Source organism: Pseudoalteromonas sp. Z9A4, assembly GCF_011378845.1.
Taxonomy (GTDB): domain Bacteria; phylum Pseudomonadota; class Gammaproteobacteria; order Enterobacterales; family Alteromonadaceae; genus Pseudoalteromonas; species Pseudoalteromonas arctica.
Genome location: NZ_WTLA01000002.1, coordinates 17077 through 37893, shown reverse-complemented (window position 1 = coordinate 37893; position 20817 = coordinate 17077). Strand labels below are relative to the sequence as shown.

At 39.9% G+C, this 20817-nt stretch carries 24 protein-coding genes; 5 read left to right on the top strand and 19 right to left on the bottom strand.

What is annotated here, in order from left to right; all coding sequences use genetic code 11:
• Positions 1-78: 78 nt before the first annotated feature.
• The 15 genes from miaA to rpsJ form a co-directional block, all read right to left on the bottom strand.
• A complete protein-coding gene (gene miaA / locus GQR54_RS01815; protein ID WP_007586400.1) occupies positions 79-996 on the bottom strand; it encodes a tRNA (adenosine(37)-N6)-dimethylallyltransferase MiaA in 918 nt (305 codons plus the stop codon).
• Between the two features lie 10 nt (positions 997-1006).
• Entirely contained in the window at positions 1007-2854 is a 1848-nt protein-coding gene (gene mutL, locus GQR54_RS01810; RefSeq protein WP_166376368.1) for a DNA mismatch repair endonuclease MutL, read from the bottom strand.
• 36 nt (positions 2855-2890) lie between these two features.
• On the bottom strand, positions 2891-4234 hold the full coding sequence (locus GQR54_RS01805; protein ID WP_166376367.1) for an N-acetylmuramoyl-L-alanine amidase: 1344 nt from the start codon (positions 4232-4234) through the stop codon (positions 2891-2893).
• 27 nt (positions 4235-4261) lie between these two features.
• Positions 4262-4729: a tRNA (adenosine(37)-N6)-threonylcarbamoyltransferase complex ATPase subunit type 1 TsaE gene (tsaE, locus tag GQR54_RS01800; protein WP_007586392.1), complete on the bottom strand. Its 468-nt coding sequence runs from the start codon at positions 4727-4729 to the stop codon at positions 4262-4264.
• Positions 4730-5241: 512 nt separating this feature from the next.
• Positions 5242-5499, bottom strand: a complete 258-nt coding sequence (gene rpsQ, locus GQR54_RS01795) for a 30S ribosomal protein S17 (RefSeq protein ID WP_002957888.1) — start codon at positions 5497-5499, stop codon at positions 5242-5244.
• Positions 5499-5690, bottom strand: coding sequence for a 50S ribosomal protein L29 (gene rpmC / locus GQR54_RS01790; protein ID WP_002957889.1), 192 nt, complete (start codon positions 5688-5690; stop codon positions 5499-5501). Before rpmC ends, rpsQ begins: the two co-directional genes overlap by 1 nt.
• Positions 5690-6103 carry a 50S ribosomal protein L16 gene (rplP, locus tag GQR54_RS01785; RefSeq protein ID WP_002957890.1) on the bottom strand — a complete coding sequence of 138 codons (414 nt, stop codon included), beginning with the start codon at positions 6101-6103 and terminating at the stop codon, positions 5690-5692. Before rplP ends, rpmC begins: the two co-directional genes overlap by 1 nt.
• Positions 6104-6115: 12 nt before the next feature.
• Positions 6116-6817, bottom strand: a complete 702-nt coding sequence (gene rpsC, locus GQR54_RS01780; RefSeq protein WP_002957891.1) for a 30S ribosomal protein S3 — start codon at positions 6815-6817, stop codon at positions 6116-6118.
• Between the two features lie 11 nt (positions 6818-6828).
• On the bottom strand, positions 6829-7161 hold the full coding sequence (gene rplV, locus GQR54_RS01775) for a 50S ribosomal protein L22 (RefSeq protein WP_002957892.1): 333 nt from the start codon (positions 7159-7161) through the stop codon (positions 6829-6831).
• A 13-nt stretch (positions 7162-7174) separates the two neighbouring features.
• Positions 7175-7453, bottom strand: coding sequence for a 30S ribosomal protein S19 (gene rpsS, locus GQR54_RS01770; RefSeq protein ID WP_004588689.1), 279 nt, complete (start codon positions 7451-7453; stop codon positions 7175-7177).
• Between the two features lie 15 nt (positions 7454-7468).
• Positions 7469-8293 (bottom strand): 50S ribosomal protein L2, encoded by an 825-nt coding sequence (gene rplB, locus GQR54_RS01765; protein WP_002957895.1) that lies wholly within the window; start codon positions 8291-8293, stop codon positions 7469-7471.
• Positions 8294-8308: 15 nt separating this feature from the next.
• The gene (gene rplW / locus GQR54_RS01760) at positions 8309-8611 is read right to left on the bottom strand and encodes a 50S ribosomal protein L23 (protein ID WP_002957896.1); all 303 of its coding nucleotides are present in this window, start codon (positions 8609-8611) and stop codon (positions 8309-8311) included.
• Positions 8608-9213, bottom strand: a complete 606-nt coding sequence (gene rplD, locus GQR54_RS01755; protein WP_002957897.1) for a 50S ribosomal protein L4 — start codon at positions 9211-9213, stop codon at positions 8608-8610. Before rplD ends, rplW begins: the two co-directional genes overlap by 4 nt.
• 17 nt (positions 9214-9230) lie before the next feature.
• Complete coding sequence (gene rplC / locus GQR54_RS01750; RefSeq protein ID WP_002957898.1) at positions 9231-9866, bottom strand: 50S ribosomal protein L3; 636 nt, start codon at positions 9864-9866, stop codon at positions 9231-9233.
• A gap of 27 nt (positions 9867-9893) precedes the next feature.
• Positions 9894-10205: a 30S ribosomal protein S10 gene (gene rpsJ / locus GQR54_RS01745; protein ID WP_002957900.1), complete on the bottom strand. Its 312-nt coding sequence runs from the start codon at positions 10203-10205 to the stop codon at positions 9894-9896.
• Between the two features lie 422 nt (positions 10206-10627).
• On the opposite strand from rpsJ, the gene plsB reads away from it, so the two are divergent.
• Positions 10628-13066, top strand: coding sequence for a glycerol-3-phosphate 1-O-acyltransferase PlsB (gene plsB, locus GQR54_RS01740; RefSeq protein ID WP_166376366.1), 2439 nt, complete (start codon positions 10628-10630; stop codon positions 13064-13066).
• A 21-nt stretch (positions 13067-13087) separates the two neighbouring features.
• Here plsB and tesB read toward each other — a convergent pair whose 3' ends face one another.
• Complete coding sequence (gene tesB, locus GQR54_RS01735) at positions 13088-13945, bottom strand: acyl-CoA thioesterase II (protein ID WP_002957902.1); 858 nt, start codon at positions 13943-13945, stop codon at positions 13088-13090.
• A gap of 77 nt (positions 13946-14022) precedes the next feature.
• On the opposite strand from tesB, the gene GQR54_RS01730 reads away from it, so the two are divergent.
• Entirely contained in the window at positions 14023-14481 is a 459-nt protein-coding gene (locus GQR54_RS01730; RefSeq protein WP_166376365.1) for an EVE domain-containing protein, read from the top strand.
• A 69-nt stretch (positions 14482-14550) separates the two neighbouring features.
• Positions 14551-15585: a cytosolic protein gene (locus GQR54_RS01725; protein ID WP_165736102.1), complete on the top strand. Its 1035-nt coding sequence runs from the start codon at positions 14551-14553 to the stop codon at positions 15583-15585.
• Between the two features lie 36 nt (positions 15586-15621).
• On the opposite strand, the gene GQR54_RS01720 is transcribed toward GQR54_RS01725, so the two are convergent.
• Together GQR54_RS01720 and GQR54_RS01715 are read right to left on the bottom strand one after the other, a co-directional pair.
• Positions 15622-15819, bottom strand: a complete 198-nt coding sequence (locus tag GQR54_RS01720; RefSeq protein ID WP_166376364.1) for a PLDc N-terminal domain-containing protein — start codon at positions 15817-15819, stop codon at positions 15622-15624.
• Positions 15819-16886 carry a potassium channel family protein gene (locus tag GQR54_RS01715; RefSeq protein WP_166376363.1) on the bottom strand — a complete coding sequence of 356 codons (1068 nt, stop codon included), beginning with the start codon at positions 16884-16886 and terminating at the stop codon, positions 15819-15821. Before GQR54_RS01715 ends, GQR54_RS01720 begins: the two co-directional genes overlap by 1 nt.
• Positions 16887-17055: 169 nt before the next feature.
• On the opposite strand from GQR54_RS01715, the gene GQR54_RS01710 reads away from it, so the two are divergent.
• Positions 17056-18366: a TIGR00366 family protein gene (locus GQR54_RS01710; RefSeq protein WP_166376362.1), complete on the top strand. Its 1311-nt coding sequence runs from the start codon at positions 17056-17058 to the stop codon at positions 18364-18366.
• Between the two features lie 55 nt (positions 18367-18421).
• Here GQR54_RS01710 and GQR54_RS01705 read toward each other — a convergent pair whose 3' ends face one another.
• Positions 18422-19438: a site-2 protease family protein gene (locus tag GQR54_RS01705; RefSeq protein ID WP_166376361.1), complete on the bottom strand. Its 1017-nt coding sequence runs from the start codon at positions 19436-19438 to the stop codon at positions 18422-18424.
• 166 nt (positions 19439-19604) lie between these two features.
• On the opposite strand from GQR54_RS01705, the gene GQR54_RS01700 reads away from it, so the two are divergent.
• Positions 19605-20816: an EAL domain-containing response regulator gene (locus GQR54_RS01700; RefSeq protein ID WP_166376360.1), complete on the top strand. Its 1212-nt coding sequence runs from the start codon at positions 19605-19607 to the stop codon at positions 20814-20816.
• Position 20817: the final 1 nt, after the last annotated feature.

The following is a 20817-nucleotide window of genomic DNA, read 5'->3' as shown; positions in this document are numbered from 1 at the left end:
GTTATTGTTCCTTCGTTCTAGGTGTTATTATAATTAAGTGGCTGAACTTATTTGATAAAAAACAATATTCAACTACTACTAGCTTAGCGAACTTACTACACGATGCAAGTTTTCTTCGTCACCCGTTGTTAACCAAGTAACATCAGGCCAGCTACGAAGCCACGTTAACTGACGTTTTGCCAATTGACGTGTTGCTGCGATGCCACGAAAAACCATTTCATCATGGCTTGTTTCACCCGCAAGGTAATCCCACATTTGTCTATAACCAACACAACGAATAGAAGGCATATTGGGGTGTAAATCCTTACGTAGATATAGGGTCGAAACTTCATTTTCAAACCCCTGATCAATCATTATTTTAAACCTTTCTTCAATTCGGCGATGTAATTCGCTACGTTCTTGCGGTGCAATCGCAAATTGATGAAAAGTATAAGGTAAAGCCGGCTGTTTTTGCTTTTGCAACTCAGTCATGGTCTTACCAGTTAACCTGTAAACCTCTAAAGCTCGATTAATTCTTTGTGAGTCATTCTCACTTATTTTTTCGGCTGCTTTTGGGTCAACTTTAACTAATTCTTTATATAAATGAGGCCAGCCAAATTCTTTAGCTTGTGCTTCTAGCTCTGATCTTATTACTGTATCTGCTTCAGGCAAAGGCGATAAACCATCAATTAAAGATTTAAAGTACAACATTGTACCTCCAACCAATACAGGTACTTTACCTTGTCTATGAAATTCGTCAATTTTTTGTACTGCATCGCGCCTAAAATCAGCAACTGAATATGTTTCACTCGGGTCAAGTAAGTCGATCAGATGATGCGGAGCTTTAGCAAGTTCTTCTGCATCGGGTTTTGCAGTACCAATGTTCATATCTTTATACACTAACGCTGAATCAACGCTGATTATTTCTGTATTTAAATGCTCGCACAGTGAGATTGCCAATGCTGTTTTACCAGCAGCAGTTGGACCCATTAAAAATATGACTGGTAAATTACTCAACACTGATACCTTAATCTAATTGCATTAAATAGTGATTTAGCTCTATTTTAACTGCTTTTTCGCGTAAGCGTTCAATAGTTTGCGGATTATTTTGTAAGCGCATTTGTTGCGCTAAAAACACATTGCTTAAATAAAACCGGGGAGGTACACATTTTATCTGCCACTCTAACCAATTCTCTATATTTTCAAGCCCTGCTTTACACCCATCAAGTAGCTCACCTATCGCTGTACTTACATCAAGTAAATATAAGCACGCTGGCAATTTTTTAACCATTACAAACTGTTTTTCTATTACGAGTTCAAAACCAAGTAAAGTAAACCACGATTGCTGAGCTTCTATAAGTAAGCAATCTTCTTTTGATAAGTTTACTCTTACGGGCAGCAAAAGAGCTTTCCCTTCTAAACTTCCGGACTCTTTAATTTGATTATGCCAATCATCTACCAATGCATATTTGAAATGTGAGCAATACAATTGCTGCTCAACACTAAATACACACGCACCTTCATTAACACTGATGATTGAAACTGTCTTTAAAACATTATGCGCAGACTCTAACTGGTGTTGTGCTACGGGTATGTTTGCTACATTATCAAAATGCGCAGCGTGTTGCTCACTCACACCTTGATAAAACGCGTTTACATCATGATGGCTCGTACTTGGTGTAGCACGGTATGCCCCGCCACCGCCAACACTTCTAGTACCTGATGAGGAACTACAAGCACTTCCAGAGTAAGAGGATTGTAATTGCGATTTAGGGTAATCAAATACTCCATCCGCTTTTGTATCATTAGAACTACTATGCGCTGAACCCATAAACACAGGCGCAGATTCCACCTCAGAGCTAAGCGGTTCATTCGTAAACTCACCTTGCAGCGGCACTACCACTTGCTTAATAGCCTGTAATATAAAGTCATGAATTAAGCGCCCTTGATGAAAACGCACTTCATGCTTAGCTGGATGAACATTTACATCAACCTGCCGAGGGTCTATATCAATATAAATGACAAAACCGGGTAATTCTTGTGTTCCACTCACTTCTTCAAATGCCTGGCGTATAGCATGCAGAATAAGTTTATCGCGCATCATACGATTATTAACATAAGTATACTGAGTCGTATTAGCTGAACCTACAGGTAGCACCCAACCATGCAACTGTAAGCCACCCTCTCCTGATTGAATATGCAAACCTTGCTCAGCAAAAGCCTTACCTGCAACTTGGGCGACACGTGTAATAGCCTGAGAGGGATCTGTCTTTGCACGATACTGCCTTACTACTTTTTCGTTGTGAGTTAGTGTAATAGAGACATCAAAGCGACTAAGCGCAATGCGCTTTATCAACTCATCAATATGGCTAAATTCAGTTTTTTCGGTACGCAAGAATTTACGACGAGCTGGGGTGTTAAAAAATAAATCTTTTACTTCAATGGTTGTGCCATCAGGGTGCGCTACTGGCTTTACTTGCACGGCCATATCGCGACCTTCTGCAAATGCTTGCCAAGCAGCTTCTTGATCTTTTGGTTTTGAGCTCAGCGTTAAACGCGATACAGAGCTAATTGACGCAAGCGCTTCCCCCCTAAAACCAAGTGAACAAATATTTTCAAGGTCATCTAGAGATTTTAATTTACTCGTAGCGTGACGAGAAAGCGCGAGCGTTAGCTCATCTTTACTTATCCCTGAACCGTTATCACGTATACGAATAAGCTTATGACCGCCACGCTCTATATCTATCTGAATACGTGTAGCGCCAGCATCTAAACTGTTTTCGACTAGCTCTTTTACTACCGACGCTGGGCGCTCAACCACTTCGCCTGCGGCAATTTGGTTAGCTAAACGCGCGGGTAATATTTCAATATTCATGAGATTTCCTAGCAAGCATTGCGCTAATAATAATGACTAACTTTGTGGTATATCGAGCTCTTGCCCAATAAACAAAGTATTAGAGCTAAGCTTATTAACTTGTTTTAATTTGTTGACTGTAACGCCATAGCGACTCGCCAACATACTTAAAGATTCACCCGGGCGTACCTTGTGCTTTGTTGGATATTGCGACTTTAATTTAGCAAATAAAGAGTCATCAGGTGGATTTTTTAAATAGTAATTTTTAATTGAAGTAAATATAGCTTTAGCCAAACGCTCTTGATGGTTAGCACTTTTAAGCAGCTTTTCTTCTCGTGGGTTAGATATAAACCCTGTTTCTACTAAAATTGATGGGATATCTGGTGATTTAAGTACAGCAAGACTCGCATGTTGGGGATCTTTTTTATGCAGCTTAGCAACTTTACGTAGCTCTTTAATCACTTCGTCAGCTACGTTTAAGCCGGTTTTCATAGAGTGATCCATCGACATATCAAGTAATGCTTGCGCTAAGTATTTTTCGTTAGCGGCATCTTTCATTACATCCGCAGCGCCACCTAAAAGCTCAGAGTGCTTTTCTTTATCTTCTATCCATTTACCTATCTCTGAATTAGCACGCCTTAACGACAACACCCAAACCGAGGCACCATTTGGTCCCGGGCTCGTAAATGCATCAGCGTGAATAGAGACAAAAAAGTCGGCCTTTTTTTCACGAGCACGATTGGTACGCGTATTAAGTTTTACAAAGTAGTCACCGCTTCGTACCATGCGCGAAATCATCCCACGTTCGCCATCAATCATACGCTCTAAACGTTTTGCAATTTGCAGTGTTACTGTTTTTTCGTACGTGCCAGAGGGACCAATTGAACCTGGATCTTCGCCGCCATGACCCGGATCAATTGCAATCACAATATCGCGCTCTTGGCTTAACTGGCGGTTTTTAGCTGCTGTTTGAGCAGGAGAAACAACTGTGGCAGCTTGGCTTTTATTGTATAAATCAACAACGAGCCTATTTTTATAAGGGCCTGTAGGCGCTAAAGCAAATACAACTGGCTTTACTGGTGCGTTTAATTCAAACACTAACCGAACACTGTGCTTATTTTTAGGTTTTGAGTAGCGTAGCTTGCTCACTATTTGATGTTTTGGTGGTACACCTGGTAGTATTTTTAACTCGCTAGTGTTTTCTAAATCAATTACTAAGCGGCTTGGGTTTTTAAGCATGAAATAGCTAAAGTCAGGCTTATCATTTAAATCAAATACCACACGCGTACTATCAGGGGACGGCCATACGCGTACACTATTAATTGTATTTTTGGCCCACAGCGGCAAGCTTATGGTAATAACCATAAGGTAAATAAAGAGTTTAACTACACCTCGGCTCATTTGATAATTACTGCCTTAACTATATTATTATTTGTTATTTAGTTTTTCGACAATTGCTACACCACGCTCACTGGCGCTATTAATAACAATTTTACGTTCGTTACCCATATAGCTGAGAGTAATATCTAAATCAGGCACAGGAATAAATTCACCACCTTTTTCTGGCCACTCAACAACGCAAATTGCATCTGGTGAAAAATAATCGCGTATTCCCATGTATTCTAGTTCTTCAGGGTCACCTAAGCGGTATAAATCAAAATGATAAACATTTGCGCGCTCGAGTTCATAAGGTTCAACAAGTGTATACGTTGGGCTTTTAACTTTGCCTGTATGTCCAAAGCCTTGCACTACACCTCGAGTAAACGTTGTTTTACCAGCGCCTAAGTCACCATGTAAATAAATAACCGCACCTTGCTCTATAATATCAGCAACGCAATTACCCATTGCGACCGTGGCTACTTCATCAGTCAAATGAAATTCAAAACTACGCGTCATTACTACCTCAAAAATTCATTCAAAAGCGCATATTTACCAATCATACCAGAATATTAGTTTAAGGCGATAAATTGAGGTTTTAGACATAAAAAAACCAGATAAGCTGATGATGAAAGTTGTGTATGGATGTCTATTTTCGATACCTTAAAACTGTAACATTGAAATAAAGTAAGAGAAAAGTAACACAACGGCTTAGATGCCTATAGCAAGCATAAAAGTTACTGAGATATGTAAGCTTATGATCTAGCTTTTATGATTCAGCCACTAGCTCTGATACTAAAAAGTATATGGCAACAACGTAGTTGATGACACAAGCCCAAATAACTACTCTGCATGCTTTTGTATTTCTGATAAAAAGATAATACCAACTCGCTTAACGTCTTTAGTTTTAATAGTTTTCATAAAATAAGCCCTAAATGTGTAAACACGTTTCAGGACAAGACAGTTCCAGAAAACAAAAAGCCCCGGCTAATTGCCAGGGCTTTTTTTACAAAACTAACTTAATTAAAAAATTAAGCTTGTTTTGGACTAGAAATAACGTCTACTAAAGTCCAAGATTTATTCTTAGAAATTGGTGCGCATTCACGGATAGTAACTACGTCACCCGCTTTTGCTGTGTTATTTTCGTCATGTACGTGTAACTTAGTCGTACGTTTAATGAATTTCCCATAAATTGGGTGCTTCACATAACGTGCGATAGCGATAGTGAAAGATTTTTCCATCTTGTCGCTGATTACACGGCCTTGAAGAGTACGAATTTTATCGCTCATTATTGACCTGCCTTCTGGTTAATAACTGTTTTTACACGCGCGATATCGCGGCGTACTGTTCTTAGCGTGTGTGTCTGAGCTAACTGACCAGTGCTAGCTTGCATGCGCATATTAAATTGCTCACGAAGTAGTCCTAGAAGTTCAGCATTAAGCTCTTCTACGCTTTTGTCTTTTAGTTCGCTAGCTTTCATCACATTACCGTCCGAGTTACGAAAGTTGTTTTGAATGGCAATTTACGAGCAGCAAGGTCAAACGCTTCACGAGCAAGCTCTTCTGAAACACCTTCCATTTCGTAAAGTACTTTACCAGGCTGAATTTCAGCAACCCAATATTCAACAGAACCTTTACCTTTACCCATACGAACTTCAAGAGGTTTTTCTGTAATCGGTTTGTCAGGGAAGACACGGATCCAGATTTTACCTTGACGTTTCACGTGACGCGTCATAGCACGACGAGCTGCTTCGATTTGACGAGCAGTCATACGGCCACGGCCAGTTGCTTTCAATCCGAAAGTACCGAAGCTTACTTTGTTACCGTTTTGCGCTAAACCGCGGTTGCGGCCTTTGTGCATTTTACGGAATTTTGTACGTTTTGGCTGTAACATTAGTCGCTACCTCTACTTAGCACTTTTCTTGGCTTTCTTTGGTGCGCGTTTAGCTGGCTTCTCTTGCTCTTGTACTAGTGGTAAACCACCAATAACTTCGCCTTTGAAGATCCAAACTTTAACACCAATGATACCATAAGTGGTTAAGGCTTCAGAAGTTGCGTAATCGATATCAGCACGAAGAGTATGTAGAGGTACACGACCTTCACGATACCATTCTGAACGTGCGATTTCAGCGCCGCCAAGACGACCGCTAACTTCAACTTTAATCCCTTTAGAACCGATGCGCATTGCATTTTGTACCGAACGCTTCATAGCGCGACGGAACATAACACGACGTTCTAGTTGAGAGGCAATGCCGTCTGCTACTAGTTGTGCATCTAGTTCTGGTTTACGTACTTCAGAGATATTAATCTGAGCAGGTACACCAGCGATTTTAGTTACCGCTTGACGTAATTTTTCTACGTCTTCGCCTTTTTTACCGATAACAACACCCGGACGAGCCGTATGAATTGTTACACGGATTGATTTTGCTGGACGCTCAATAACGATTTTAGACACAGAAGCCGTTTTCAATTCCTTAGTAAGGAATGTACGAACTTTGTGATCGCCAAAAAGCTGTGCAGAGAAATCTTTTGAACTCGCGTACCAGGTAGAAACCCAAGGTTTAGATATACCTAGGCGAATACCAGTAGGATGAACTTTTTGTCCCATTACTTATACTCCTAGCTATCTGAAACCATAACAGTGATATGGCTTGTACGCTTAAGGATGCGGTCTGCGCGTCCTTTAGCACGAGGCATAATACGTTTCATTGTAGGACCATCGTCCACAAAGATCGTTGTTATACGAAGCTCATCAATGTCAGCACCTTCGTTATGCTCTGCGTTAGCAATAGCAGACTCAAGTACTTTCTTAACTAATACAGCCGCTTTCTTAGGGCTGTACGCCAGGATTTCTAGTGCGCGATCTACAGGTAACCCGCGGATCTGATCTGCAACTAGACGTGCTTTTTGCGCCGAACCAGAGGCGAATTTATGTTTAGCTAATGCTTGCATTTATCTTCCCCTCTTATCGTTTCTTCGCTTTCTTATCCGCAGCATGGCCACGGTAAGTGCGAGTTGGTGCAAATTCACCTAGTTTGTGACCGATCATTTCGTCAGAAACGAAAACTGGTACGTGCTGGCGACCATTATGGACAGCAATGGTCAATCCGATCATGTTAGGTATGATCATTGAACGACGGCTCCAAGTTTTAATTGGCTTTTTCTCACCGCTTTCCAAAGCTTTCTCTACCTTCTTCAGCAAGTGTAGGTCTATAAAAGGACCCTTCTTGAGAGAGCGTGGCATGGCTATTCCTCAATATTACTTAGTACGACGACGTACTATAAATTTATCCGTACGCTTGTTCTTACGCGTCTTCGCACCTTTAGTCGGTTTACCCCATGGAGACACAGGATGACGACCACCAGATGTACGACCTTCACCACCACCGTGTGGGTGATCTACCGGGTTCATGGCAACACCACGAACTGTCGGACGAATACCACGCCAGCGATTTGCACCTGCTTTACCAAGTGAACGAAGCATATGCTCAGCATTGCCTACTTCACCTAGAGTCGCACGACAATCAGATTCAACTTTACGAACTTCGCCTGAACGAAGACGTAATGTTACATACTGACCATCACGAGCAAGGATTTGAACGTATGCACCAGCAGAACGTGCGATTTGAGCACCTTTACCTGGTTTTAATTCTACGTTGTGAACAGTCGAACCTACAGGCATATTACGCATTGGTAATGCATTACCAGGCTTGATTGGTGCATCAACACCAGACTGGATTGCATCGCCAGCTTTTAAGCCTTTAGGTGCGATAATGTAACGACGCTCACCGTCTGCATATAATACAAGAGCGATGTTTGCGCTACGATTTGGATCGTATTCTAAACGTTCAACAGTAGCTGGAATGCCATCTTTAGTACGTTTAAAATCGATTAAACGGTAGTGTTGTTTATGACCACCACCGATATGACGAACCGTAATACGACCATTGTTATTACGACCACCTGATTTAGAGTTTTTCTCTAAAAGTGGTGCGTATGGCTTACCCTTATGTAGATCAGAGTTAACCACTTTAACTAGGTGACGACGGCCCGCAGAAGTAGGCTTACACTTTTGAAGTGCCATAATTCTATCCCCTTATTACTCGGCGCCGCCGACAAAGTCTAGCTCGCTGCCTTCTTTAAGAGTAACGTAAGCTTTCTTCCAGTCGCTACGACGACCGAAACGTGCGCCAGTACGTTTTGTTTTACCCTTAACGTTAAGTGTGCGAACACCAGTTACTTCTACTTCAAAAAGCTTCTCAACTGCTACTTTAATTTCAGCTTTAGTTGCGTCATTTACTACTTTAAAAACAATAGTATTGTTTTCTTCAGCAGCAATTGTGCTTTTTTCAGAGATATGTGGAGCAAGGATCACTTTTAAAAGACGTTCTTCGCGAATCATGCTAGCGCCTCCTCAAGTTGCTTAACAGCAGCGGCTGTAATAAGTACCTTATCGAAAGCAATTAAGCTTACAGGATCGATACCAGCTACATCACGTGTGTCAACCTTATAAAGGTTACGTGCCGATAAGAAAAGATTTTCATCTACTTCTTCAGTCACGATAAGAACATCTTTAAGCTCAAGTTCTTTAAGCTTAGCAACTAGTTCTTTAGTTTTTGGTGCTGCTAGAGCAAAACTTTCAACAACGATTAAACGCTCTTGACGAACTAATTCAGATAAGATGCTTTTAATCGCACCACGGTACATTTTACGGTTTACTTTTTGGCTGTGGTCTTGTGGTTTAGCTGCAAAGCTAACGCCACCTGAACGCCAAATTGGGCTACGGATTGTACCGGCACGTGCACGGCCAGTACCTTTTTGAGCCCATGGTTTTTTACCACCACCGCTTACTTCAGAACGTGTCTTCTGAGCACGAGTACCTTGACGAGCACCTGCTGCGTATGCAACAACTACTTGATGTACTAATGCTTCGTTAAACTCACGTCCAAAAGTAGCTTCAGAAACTTCAAGACCGCCAGAAGCGTCTTTAATTGCTAATTCCATCACTAAATCTCCAGGACTTATGCTTTAACAGCTGGTTTAACGATAACGTCACCGCCAATAGCTCCAGGTACTGCACCCTTAACTAAAAGCAAATTACGCTCAGCGTCAACGCGAACTAGTTCTAAGTTTTGAGTCGTTACACGCTCAGCACCCATATGACCGGCCATTTTCTTACCTTTAAACACCTTACCAGGTGATTGGTTTTGACCGATTGAACCAGGAGCACGGTGAGATAGAGAGTTACCATGTGTAGCGTCTTGCATGCTGAAATTCCAGCGCTTAACACCACCTTGGAAACCTTTACCTTTAGAAGTACCGGTTACGTCAACCTTGTTGATTTCGTTGAATAATTCAACAGTAAGCTCAGCGCCTACTTCAAAATCGCCTTCACCACCGTTAAGGCGGAATTCCCACAGACCGCGACCCGCTTCAACACCAGCTTTAGCGAAATGACCCGCTTTAGCTTTGTTTACACGACTTGCTTTTTTAGTGCCTGCGGTTACTTGAAGCGCGTTATAACCGTCTGTTGCGTCAGATTTGATCTGAGCAATGCGGTTAGGTGTCGCTTCAATAACTGTCACAGGGATAGATACACCATCTTCAGTGAAGATTCGTGTCATACCCACTTTACGACCGACTAGACCTAATGCCATTTTCCTAAAACCTCTCTAATCTTTCGATTAACCCAGGCTGATTTGAACATCAACACCAGCAGCAAGATCTAAACGCATAAGCGCGTCTACAGTCTTGTCAGTTGGTTCTACGATGTCTATCAGACGTTTATGGGTGCGGATCTCGTACTGATCACGCGCATCTTTATTAACGTGCGGTGAAGTTAGTACAGTAAAACGTTCAAAGCGTGTAGGTAGTGGGATTGGACCACGTACTTGTGCGCCAGTGCGTTTCGCAGTTTCCACGATTTCTGCCGTTGATTGGTCAATCAAACGGTGGTCAAAAGCTTTTAGGCGAATACGAATGCGTTGATTTGACATTCTTAACCTCAATATAAAGAGCATATAAAAGAGCATAAAGAAACGACCGAAACAATCTTAAAACTTAAGATGTCGGCTGTTTGATTATATCTACGTTGAGTTCCAAATCGGAACTCCTGTTTATTAGCTTGAAATCCAAGCTTAATTTATCCTTTCTAGTTCCCAGAGGAATTTTGAAAGCCTGCGTATTATAGAGGTATTGGTGATAAATGCAACAACTATTTAGAAACAATACAATGTCTATAAATTTGATTAAATAAGCACCCATACATGCTTGCTAGCTGTACTTGAACTAATAACTCTACTGTTAGTCAATAAACAAGTTAACACCTTAATTTAATTACGCGAACTAAGGGATTTTTAGATATTATGGTATCCTACTGCGCTAATTTTGCCCTTAATACTCTCAATATGGTGAGTCGATGCGTATTTTAAATTATTGTTTAAATGTTATGTCTGCTGGATTTAGCCGCTTATTTGTAAAAAGCAAGGTGCTGCCAGAAAATCCGATTAAACAGTATGATCTAAACCCTGAGTACCCTACATTTTATATAGTGCGTTTAAATTCACGATTTGATTTAGCGGCTCTCGCACATGCGTGTAAAAAAAATGGCCTACCTAGCCCAACTGAAGAACAAGTATTAGGTACCCAAGATTTAGACCGTTTTATTGGTATTAAAAATCCACCACCATTGTTTGGTGATGAAGCTAAGCCAACAAATGCTTTAGCCCAGAGTAAACAAATTATTGAGTACTTAATAAAAAGCGGTCAGCAAAACGTACAAGTGGTTCCTGTTACTATTTTATGGGGTCGCGACCCCGGAAAAGAAAAGCCGGGACTACGCACTTTAATTACGCACTCTCTAACTCCTAGCTGGTTTAGAAAGCTTTTTGTGGTGTTGTTTTCAGGACGCGACAATTTTATTCGCTTTAGCCAACCACTCGACTTATCGCTTTTAGTCAATGAAAAAGCCGACGTAAGTGAGTTACCACATAAATTACTGCGTGTAGCGCTAGTTCATTTTAAGCGCCAAAAACTAGCAGCTACAGGCCCTAAAATGCCATCCCGTGAGCAATTATTTAATTCATTATTAGCGTCACCTACAATAAAAAAAGCAATTCAAGATGAAGCTAAAGCTAAAAATATTAGCCAAACCGAAGCCCGCCAAAATGCACTTAAGCTACTTGATGAGATAGCGGCTAATTACTCTGAAGCAATGATACGTGTGGCTGAACGATTTTTAACTTGGTTATGGAATAAGCTCTATAACGGTATTGATATTAAACACGCAGAACAAATTCATGAACTAACAGATAAAGGCCATGAAATTATTTATATGCCTTGTCATCGCAGCCATATGGATTACTTACTGCTTACCTACTCTATTTACCACTTAGGCTTAGTTCCACCACATATAGCTGCAGGTATAAATCTTAACTTTTTCCCTGCCGGTGGCATATTTAGACGCTCTGGGGCATTCTTTATTCGTCGCTCGTTTGCAGGCAATAAACTTTATTCTGCCATATTCAAAGAGTATTTAAGCCAACTGTTTATTAAAGGTTACTCTGTTAAGTTTTACACGGAAGGCGGTCGAAGCCGAACTGGGCGCTTACTTCCACCTAAAACAGGTATGCTATCTATGACATTACAAGCAATGCTACGCGGAATAGACAGACCAATATCTATCGTTCCTGTGTACATTGGCTACGAGCATGTAATGGAAATTAACACCTATCTTAAAGAGCTGGATGGAAAAGATAAAAAAGGCGAATCTATATTTGGTATTTTTAAGGCAATCAAAAACCTCAAAAACTACGGTCGTGGTAATTTAAACTTTGGTGATCCAATCTCGATTAACCAATACTTAAACGATAACCAACCTGATTGGCGTGATTCAATACACCCTACCGATGTGCAAAAGCCGCAATGGTTAGCGCCACAAGTAACTAAACTTGCCGACCAAGTAATGGTTAAAATTAATAATGCAGCGGCGCTTAATGCGGTTAACTTACTAGCGATGATATTGCTGGTTAACGATAAACAAGCATTGAGTAAACCAAAGCTATTAGCACAACTTGATTTTTATCTGCGTTTACAGCGTGATGCCAGCTATAGCGATAAAGTAACCGCGCCAGACGAAACACCAGAGCAATTACTAACGCATGCATTAAAGCTGAATAAGTTTGAAGTTATCAGTGATGAATTTGGCGAAATTATTACTATTAGCGATAAAGAAAAAGTACTGTTTAATTACTACCGAAACAATATTTTGCACTTGTTTGCAGTACCAAGCTTAATTGCACTACATCTATTTAAACAACACAGCACAACTATTGAGCAATGCCAGCAACTTGTAAAAACGTTTTATCCGTTGTTTGCCAAAGAGTGGTATTTACAGCCTCTTGATGAAAACTACATTACACGTATTTTAGCGAACTTTGCAGATCAAAACTTAATTGAGTTTGATGGCGATAACATTCATATAACAAACGGTAATGACTGCTTAGCTAAGCTTGAAATGCTTGGGCGAGCACTTAGCTTTACTCTGCAACGATACGCTATTGTGATTGGTTTTATTCAAACAAGTGATGGCATTGAAAAAGCTGAGCTAGAGCGAGAAAGCCAAGTTTTAGCGCAACGTTTAGGCACACTGCATGGCATTAAAACACCTGAGTTTTTTGATAAAAAAGTACTTGTTAGTTTTATCGAAAACTTACGTGGCGAGTCGTTAATAACAGAGGGTGATAAAGGCTTAGTAGGCAGTACACAACTTTGCGAAACCTACGCACACCTTAAAACATTACTGCCAGCACGCGTCTGGCAGTCAATCAGCGATATAGTACAAGATCAGTGTAACTAGTACTATATCTATAAAAGGGGGTTAGCGCTGACGCATAACCCCTTCTTGCATTGTTGAGGCAACTAAGTTGCCTTGGCGATCAAAAAACTGCCCGCGTACCAAACCACACCCATTACTCGCACTTGGACTATCAATTGAATACAAAATCCAATCATCCATTCTAAATGGGCGATGAAACCACATTGCATGATCAATAGTAGCTACTTGCATATTTGGCTGCATAAACGATACACCATGAGGCTGCAATGCTGTTGGTAAAAACTCAAAGTCAGAGGCGTATGCTAATAAGTAATTGTGGATGCGCTGATCGTCTGGCATTTCACCATTAGCTTTAAACCAAATATGCTTTACCGGCTCCATAACCTCTGGTTTAAACGGGTTATGAAAAGTAACTGGTCGCATTTCAATTGGCATTTCACGCGTAAACTTATTACGGATGACTTCAGGGATATGCGAAGCGTTATCTTGGTAAAATTCAAGTGATGAACGTAATTCTTCAGGTGCGGGTACATCAGGCATTGTAGCTTGATGTGACAAACCATTTTCTTCACCCTGAAATGATGCGGTCATATAAAAAATAGGCTTACCGTACTGAATTGCTTTTACACGACGAGTACTAAAGCTTTTACCATCTCGAATAGTTTCTACATCATAAACAATCGGTTTAGCCGGATCGCCTGGGCGTAAAAAGTAAGAATGTAATGAATGGACTATACGCCCCTCAGGTAGAGTTTCTTTAGCGGCAGAAAGCGCCTGCCCCATAACTTGACCGCCAAACACAGCACCAAAGCCTAAATCTTGGCTTTGTCCTCGATATAAACCTTGCTCAATTTCTTCAAGTGTTAACAACGACAATAAATCATCTAATACTTGGCTCATTACTTCTTCCTCATTACCCTAGTATCCAAATGATACTATACAATAGTGGGAAGTAAATATTTGTTAGGAATACTGTTATGGCTTACTGGCTATTTAAAACTGAACCCGATGCGTTTTCATTAGATGATTTAAAAAACGCACCAAAACAAACGACTCTTTGGGAAGGCGTGCGTAATTACCAAGCGCGAAACTTCATGCGTGATGGCGTTAAGGTCGGTGATTCAGTGATGATTTACCATTCAAGCTGTAAACACGTAGGTGTAGCGGGTATTGCCGAAGTGACACACGATGCCTACCCAGACCCCACTCAATTTGATTTAAGTAGCGACTATTACGATGCAAAAGCCACCAGCGACAAACCACGCTGGGTTGTTGTTGAAGTTACTTACCAAAGCCATTTAAAAAAATTAATTAGCCTTAAAGATATTAAAGCCAATAATAATATTACTGATATCGCACTTAAAAAGGGCGGACGACTATCGATAATGCCTGTTACTAAAAATGACTGGGATGAAATAATCAAAATGGCGCAGTAACACCCTCTCGGTTTGACCTAATTTCATTGAGTTTGATATGATCTACGCTGACTTATAGCTGGAGGATTAATGAAATTACTGTATTGGTTAGATGAATGGTTAACTCTCCCGCGCAATGAGCAACAAACTCGATTACCCATGACGGGTAGTGATTTACTCGGCGATGTATTTGTTAAGTATGATTTTGTTGACGTTAATAAGCCCCTGCTTTTTACCTTTTCACCCGCAGGCACTAACGTGCAAGAGCAAGATCTTCACCCTGATTTTGCACCATGGGGTTATCACTTAGCTCAAAAACAAAACGTAAACGTAATCGCTTTTCAGCATTTAGGTAAAAGTAATTGGTTTCGTAATCGTAATTTAATCTTTTTTCTCGAGCAATTATCAACATTACTTACGCCGTTTAATTGTCGATTAGGCTATGGCTTAAGCCGTGGCGGATTTGCTGTTGGCGCTTTTGCTAAACTATTAAAGCTAAACCAAGTACTGTTCTTTCACCCGGTAAGTACTAAAAATAAAGAATTAGTACCGTGGGATGACCGCTCTAGTACCGATATAGCTCAGCAGTTTGACTGGCAACAAGATTATCACGATCTAGATTTAGGAGATGCCCAAGGCTATATTATTTACGATCCTACTAATCGTATAGACCGAATGCACGCCAAGCGCTATAAGCAGTTAACTCACTTGCGAGTATTTGGTATGGGACATGGCACACACGCTACATATTTGAATAAGTTTGGGTTTTATAAGCAAGTAGCCGTTGATTTCATTCAACATCAGCAAATCGATATTGCACAGTTTCGCCTGCAAACCAAAACCTTACGCTTAAAAGAAGATTATTATCAAAGTCTCAATACGGCTAATGCAGACTCCCCCCATCGTTTAGCATTATTGAGTACAGCGCATAAAATTTTAGCTGATGAAAAAGAAGTGTATGTACAAGAGCATCAAGCAAAAATTGATATTCAGCCATTAATAGATGTGGCACTTAAGCACCAAGATCAGCACCCTAATGATGCTATTCAGCTATTAGAAGTCGCCCAGCAACTTCTACCTGACGACCCTCTAATTGAGCATAAACTTAAACAGCTAGAAGAGTAGTATTCCAGCAAAAGCTGGCTATAAAGGCTAACTACTCTATTTAGCCTTTTTCTTTTTGTGCCTATGCTTGGGCACAATGGTAAAGTACATCATTAAACCTAACCAAGAAAATACAATGATTCCCATTAGCCAGCCATTCTTTTCATGGCCCTGTGTACGCTTACTGTTGAGTACAATAACGACAGGCAACATGTAAGCACTTAAAACAACAATTAAAAATACAACTTCATTCATTATTTCTCTAGGCTCGACCAGTCTACTTCACTACTTAATACTCGTTCTACCGATATATAGTGCAAAATATCGCCTTCATTTACTTTGTAATCTAATGGTGGGTTTAAATCCATATTTTGCGCACTTAGATTATGAGCAACACCTAACAGTATTGCATCATGCTCAAGCTTAAAGTGATGAAACAAAGTACCAAACTCCATATCTTTACAGCCACTTGATACTTTCAAGCTAAATTGTGTATCGCCGTGCAAAGTAGATAGCAGCTCCTCTTGCACACGGCTCGAACCTGGATCTTGCATTGAGCGTACTAATATCTCAGCTGATTTTGCACTACTACATTCTACATTTTGGCAATGCTCTAACATCATCTCAACTTTGGTTTCATCTAAAAAGTGAGCACTTATATGACAATCATCTTTTACTAAGCGACTTATGCGCAGGGCTGTCGTAAATGTCTGGTCGTCATCTTGACCATCAATAATCACCTTATCAGCACTACGAATAGCTACACGCTCTAGTTCAGCTAAATTTGTAAAACTCGTTAAACGTGCAAAATCAACGCTTTCGTTAGCTAAAAAAGGATGATCCATTTGCTCTGTTACCGCGAGTAAAATACGACGGTCAGTTCGCTTCGTATCTGCCAAAATGTAATCAATCATCTTTTTTGTACGAGTGTCGTGCCAACCAAAAATGATAATATGGTGGTTACTGTGGGCAAAGTTTTTATCACCAGTCATAGCGCGCCTAATTAAGTAAGTAACAGTTTGTCCTGCTTTTCCTAGCAAAACACCAAATAAAGCTAAACCAAATGGAATTTGTATTAATGCAACCACCCAACGACCAAGATCAGTAGTTGGACTAAAGTCACCATATCCCACTGTTGATGTTGTTACTGTGTAATAGTAAAAAAAGGTAGTAAGCGAGGTTAATGCTTTCTCATTCGCTATAAATAGTAAACTCCATGTTAATAGCATATGAGTCAAAATAGCTAATGCCACTGCTTGCCAGCTCAACTGATCTATATGAGCGCGAAAAAGTAACGCTAGCCTTTTAAATATCACCGGCATAATACAAAGTCTTCGTTAGTAAATTATCTATAAACAGTACGTTACTGTAAGCGATACTTTTAAGCAATGTTTAAGCTTTTAACCGCTAATATAAGACTAAATGCTGTTTGCCAATGGTGATTTTTCATGATTAATTAGCGTTAAAATAATAACCAAAACAGTTGTGCTTATGCTTAATAAAATAGCCCGCCCTTTTACTAAAATTGTAGAGCGTTATCTTCCCGACCCTTTTATATTTGTAATTTTACTGACAGTTATCACCCTTATTAGTGCGAGCTTATTTACAACCGCAACCAACATTGAAGTATTACAAGCGTGGGGAGGTGGGTTTTGGAACTTATTAAGCTTTGCTATGCAAATGCTACTGGTGTTAGTTACAGGCTACATGTTGGCAAGTACGCCACCTATAAGTAAGTTATTAGAAAAACTAGCAACATTTGCAAGCACCGCACCTAAAGCAATTATATTAGTAACGCTTATTTCGCTCTTAGCGAGTTGGTTAAATTGGGGATTTGGCTTAGTTATTGGTGCCCTTTTTGCCAAAGCAATTGCTAAACATACTCGTGTTGATTATCGATTATTAGTAGCCAGCGCTTACTCAGGTTTTGTTGTATGGCATGGCGGATTAGCGGGTTCGATTCCTTTAACTATCGCAACCGATGGTCACTTTTCAGAGGCCTGCATTGGTATTATTAGTACAGAGCACACTTTATTTGCGGGCTTTAATATAACCATATTAGTTGGTTTATTCATTATTATGCCGCTCGTTAATCGCTATATGCTGCCAAGCGAGCAAGAAAGCGTATATATCGACCCAGCTCTTTTACAAGAGACAACACCTAAGCCCACAACAATAACCAGACCCGCCCAACATTTGGAACAAAGTAAACTACTCGGTATGGCAATTGGCTTATTAGGCTTGGCATATTTAGGTTATTACTTTTTTATTGCTGGCGGAAACTTAAACCTTAATAGCGTTATTGCCGTATTTTTGTTTTTAGCTATTACGCTGCATCAAACACCCCATAATTTACTTAACAGTCTGCAACAAGCAATTCCAAGCGGGGCTGGCATTGTTATTCAATTTCCTTTTTATGCCGGCATCATGGCGGTAATGGTTGATAGCGGATTAGCACAACAGATATCACGTGGCTTTATTGCCGTTGCAGATGCTGATAGCTTGCCATTTTTTAGTTTTATAAGTGCAGGGCTCGTTAATATGTTTGTTCCCTCTGGCGGTGGCCAATGGGCTGTACAAGCACCCATTGTAATACCCGCAGCGCAAGAGCTAGGTGCCGATATATCTCGCGTTGCAATGGCCGTTGCATGGGGTGATGCGTGGACTAATTTAATTCAACCTTTTTGGGCATTACCCGTATTGGCAATAGCAGGCTTAAAAGCAAAAGATATTATGGGGTTTTGTGTTGTGCAGTTGTTTGTAACTGGGGTTTTTATATCGCTGGTATTGAGCTTTTATTAATTTTAAACGGGCTGTAACAAATATTACAGCCCGCTTTTACCTAGAATGATAAATACTAGCTCGATAAAATAGTCATCGGCAGACTCAATATTGGATTTTCTGAATCGGCAAAGTGCATCATTACAGCTACATGTCCAGCTACTACAACTGCATACATAACCGCTGAAAAGCCTTGGCCATATTTATCTAGTGGCATTAAATGTGAATAATGACGGCCTCGCCATTCAAATACAATTTCCAGCGCACCTACAAACAAAAAGAATACCAATAACATTAAGCCAAATGTGTAGCTCAGCCATAAGCCAAAAAATACACCGAGTAAACATACGCTTAAACCAATCCATGAGCGCATTGAAAAACTGATACTTTTTAATACATGCCCGCCATCAAGCGGTAAAATAGGTAATAAATTAAATAAATTTAATAACGCACTAAGAACCGCAACACCTGCAAATATCTCCATCTCGGTGGCGTAATACAAAACCACACCCAACACCGAGGTTATTAAACCAAACGCGGGCCCCATTAGCGATATAACTACATCTTGCCAGCGAGTCGTTATTTTATCGTCACTTACAGCTAGCCCACCAACAAACGGGATTAAATAAATACCTTTGGTTTTTATACCAAAATATTTCATTGCTCGCACATGGCCGTACTCATGTACAACTAAACACCCAATCAGCATTAGTGCAAATTCAATACTAAATAACCACGCATAGCCTGCAACAGAAGCCCCGGCAAGCACTACTTTAATTATCTTAGCACTTTTAAAAAGCTTAAAACCTAATGCAGCCAAACCTAAAAAGCCTTTTTTAGGTGTCGCGTTTACCGGCGCTGGTAGCGCCAGTTGTGTCGCAAATTGCTCATCGACAAATAGCGCAATACTTTGATCTTCCACTGCCGCTGTATCAATACCGATTACTTTGTTGTCGTAAGTAAACTGATAGTAATTTTCACGAGGATTATCAAAGGTAATGGCTTGTTGCGCATGAAATACCTGCACAATTTTTTGCCCAGACACCATAAGCGAAAATGGCTGCTCGGCTAAAGTAAGATCTATTCTTATCATAATTAAGACCGTTTAAAACAATGGCGCTAGTATACCTAATCAACTTAAAAACACGAGTAAAGGTGCTCGGTAACTATTTTCAAAATAAAAGCGTTTGATACTGACAAAGTAAAAAAACACTACTACTTTTATAGTAATCATAAACTATACATTGAAAGGGATAACAGTGAACAAAATAGTGCCTAACATTTTAGTTGTTGACGACTCAAAAGCAATTTTGATCGTTATGGAAGCCATACTCAACGAATTGGGTATGTCTAACACTATAACTACGTGCTTGAGTGCAAAAGAAGCTCTTGAAAAAGTAAGAGAGGATATTAACTATTTTGATGCTATTTTTACTGATCTCAATATGCCCGAAATGGACGGCATGGAATTAATCCGTCATTTAGGAGAGTTACATTATCAAGGCGGGATAATTATTGTTTCTGAAATGGATCATAAAGTTATTAGTTTAGCTGCCAATCTCGCGAAACAACATAACGCTCACCTCATTGGTAATATTTCAAAGCCAGTGCAACTGTCTCAGGTAAGTAGGTTACTTACTAAAGTGGCGCAATTAAACAGTCACACTTTATTAAAAGAGTCAGCCATTTCAAAAGATGAGCTTATTAATGCATTAAAAAACGATGAAATAACGCCTTTTTATCAACCAAAAATAAACGCCGATAACAATAAAATTGAAAGTGTTGAAGTCTTAGCGCGTATTTTATCAAGTAAAGACGGCAATATTATTTTACCTAACCGTTTTATAAACACAGCCGAAAAACACAACTTAATTAATCAAATTACATTTTCTCTTTTTGAAAAGGCCACCAGCGAATTCAAAAATATGAAATCACAATTAGGTCATGATTTTAAGATGGCATTTAACTTATCGCCAACTCAGCTCGACGATCTAAACTGTCCTAATAAATTACTACTCATTTTAGAACTAAACCAACTCACGCCTAGTAATATAATTATAGAAATAACAGAACAACATGCACTCTCAAGTCTCATGCAATTAGAAACACTAAACAGATTAAGAATGCATGGCTTTGGTATATCGCTAGACGACTTTGGTGTTGGTTTTACTAATATGAATCAGCTTCGAAACCTTCCTTTTACTGAAATTAAAATAGACCGTTCACTCATTAGCCATATAGAAACAGATTTATTTTCTCAAGTAGTTGTAAGTTCGTTATTTAATATTACAAGTAAAGATAATTTAGATTTAGTGGCAGAAGGTGTTGAACGACCAGAAGAGCTCGTTTATTTGAGGCATTATAGAAGAAACTTAGCCATACAAGGTTTTTTATTTAGTCGTCCTAAACCACAAGACGAATTTATATCTTGGGCTAAAGATTGGCTGAAAACTGATGGCAGCCCCGCTTAAA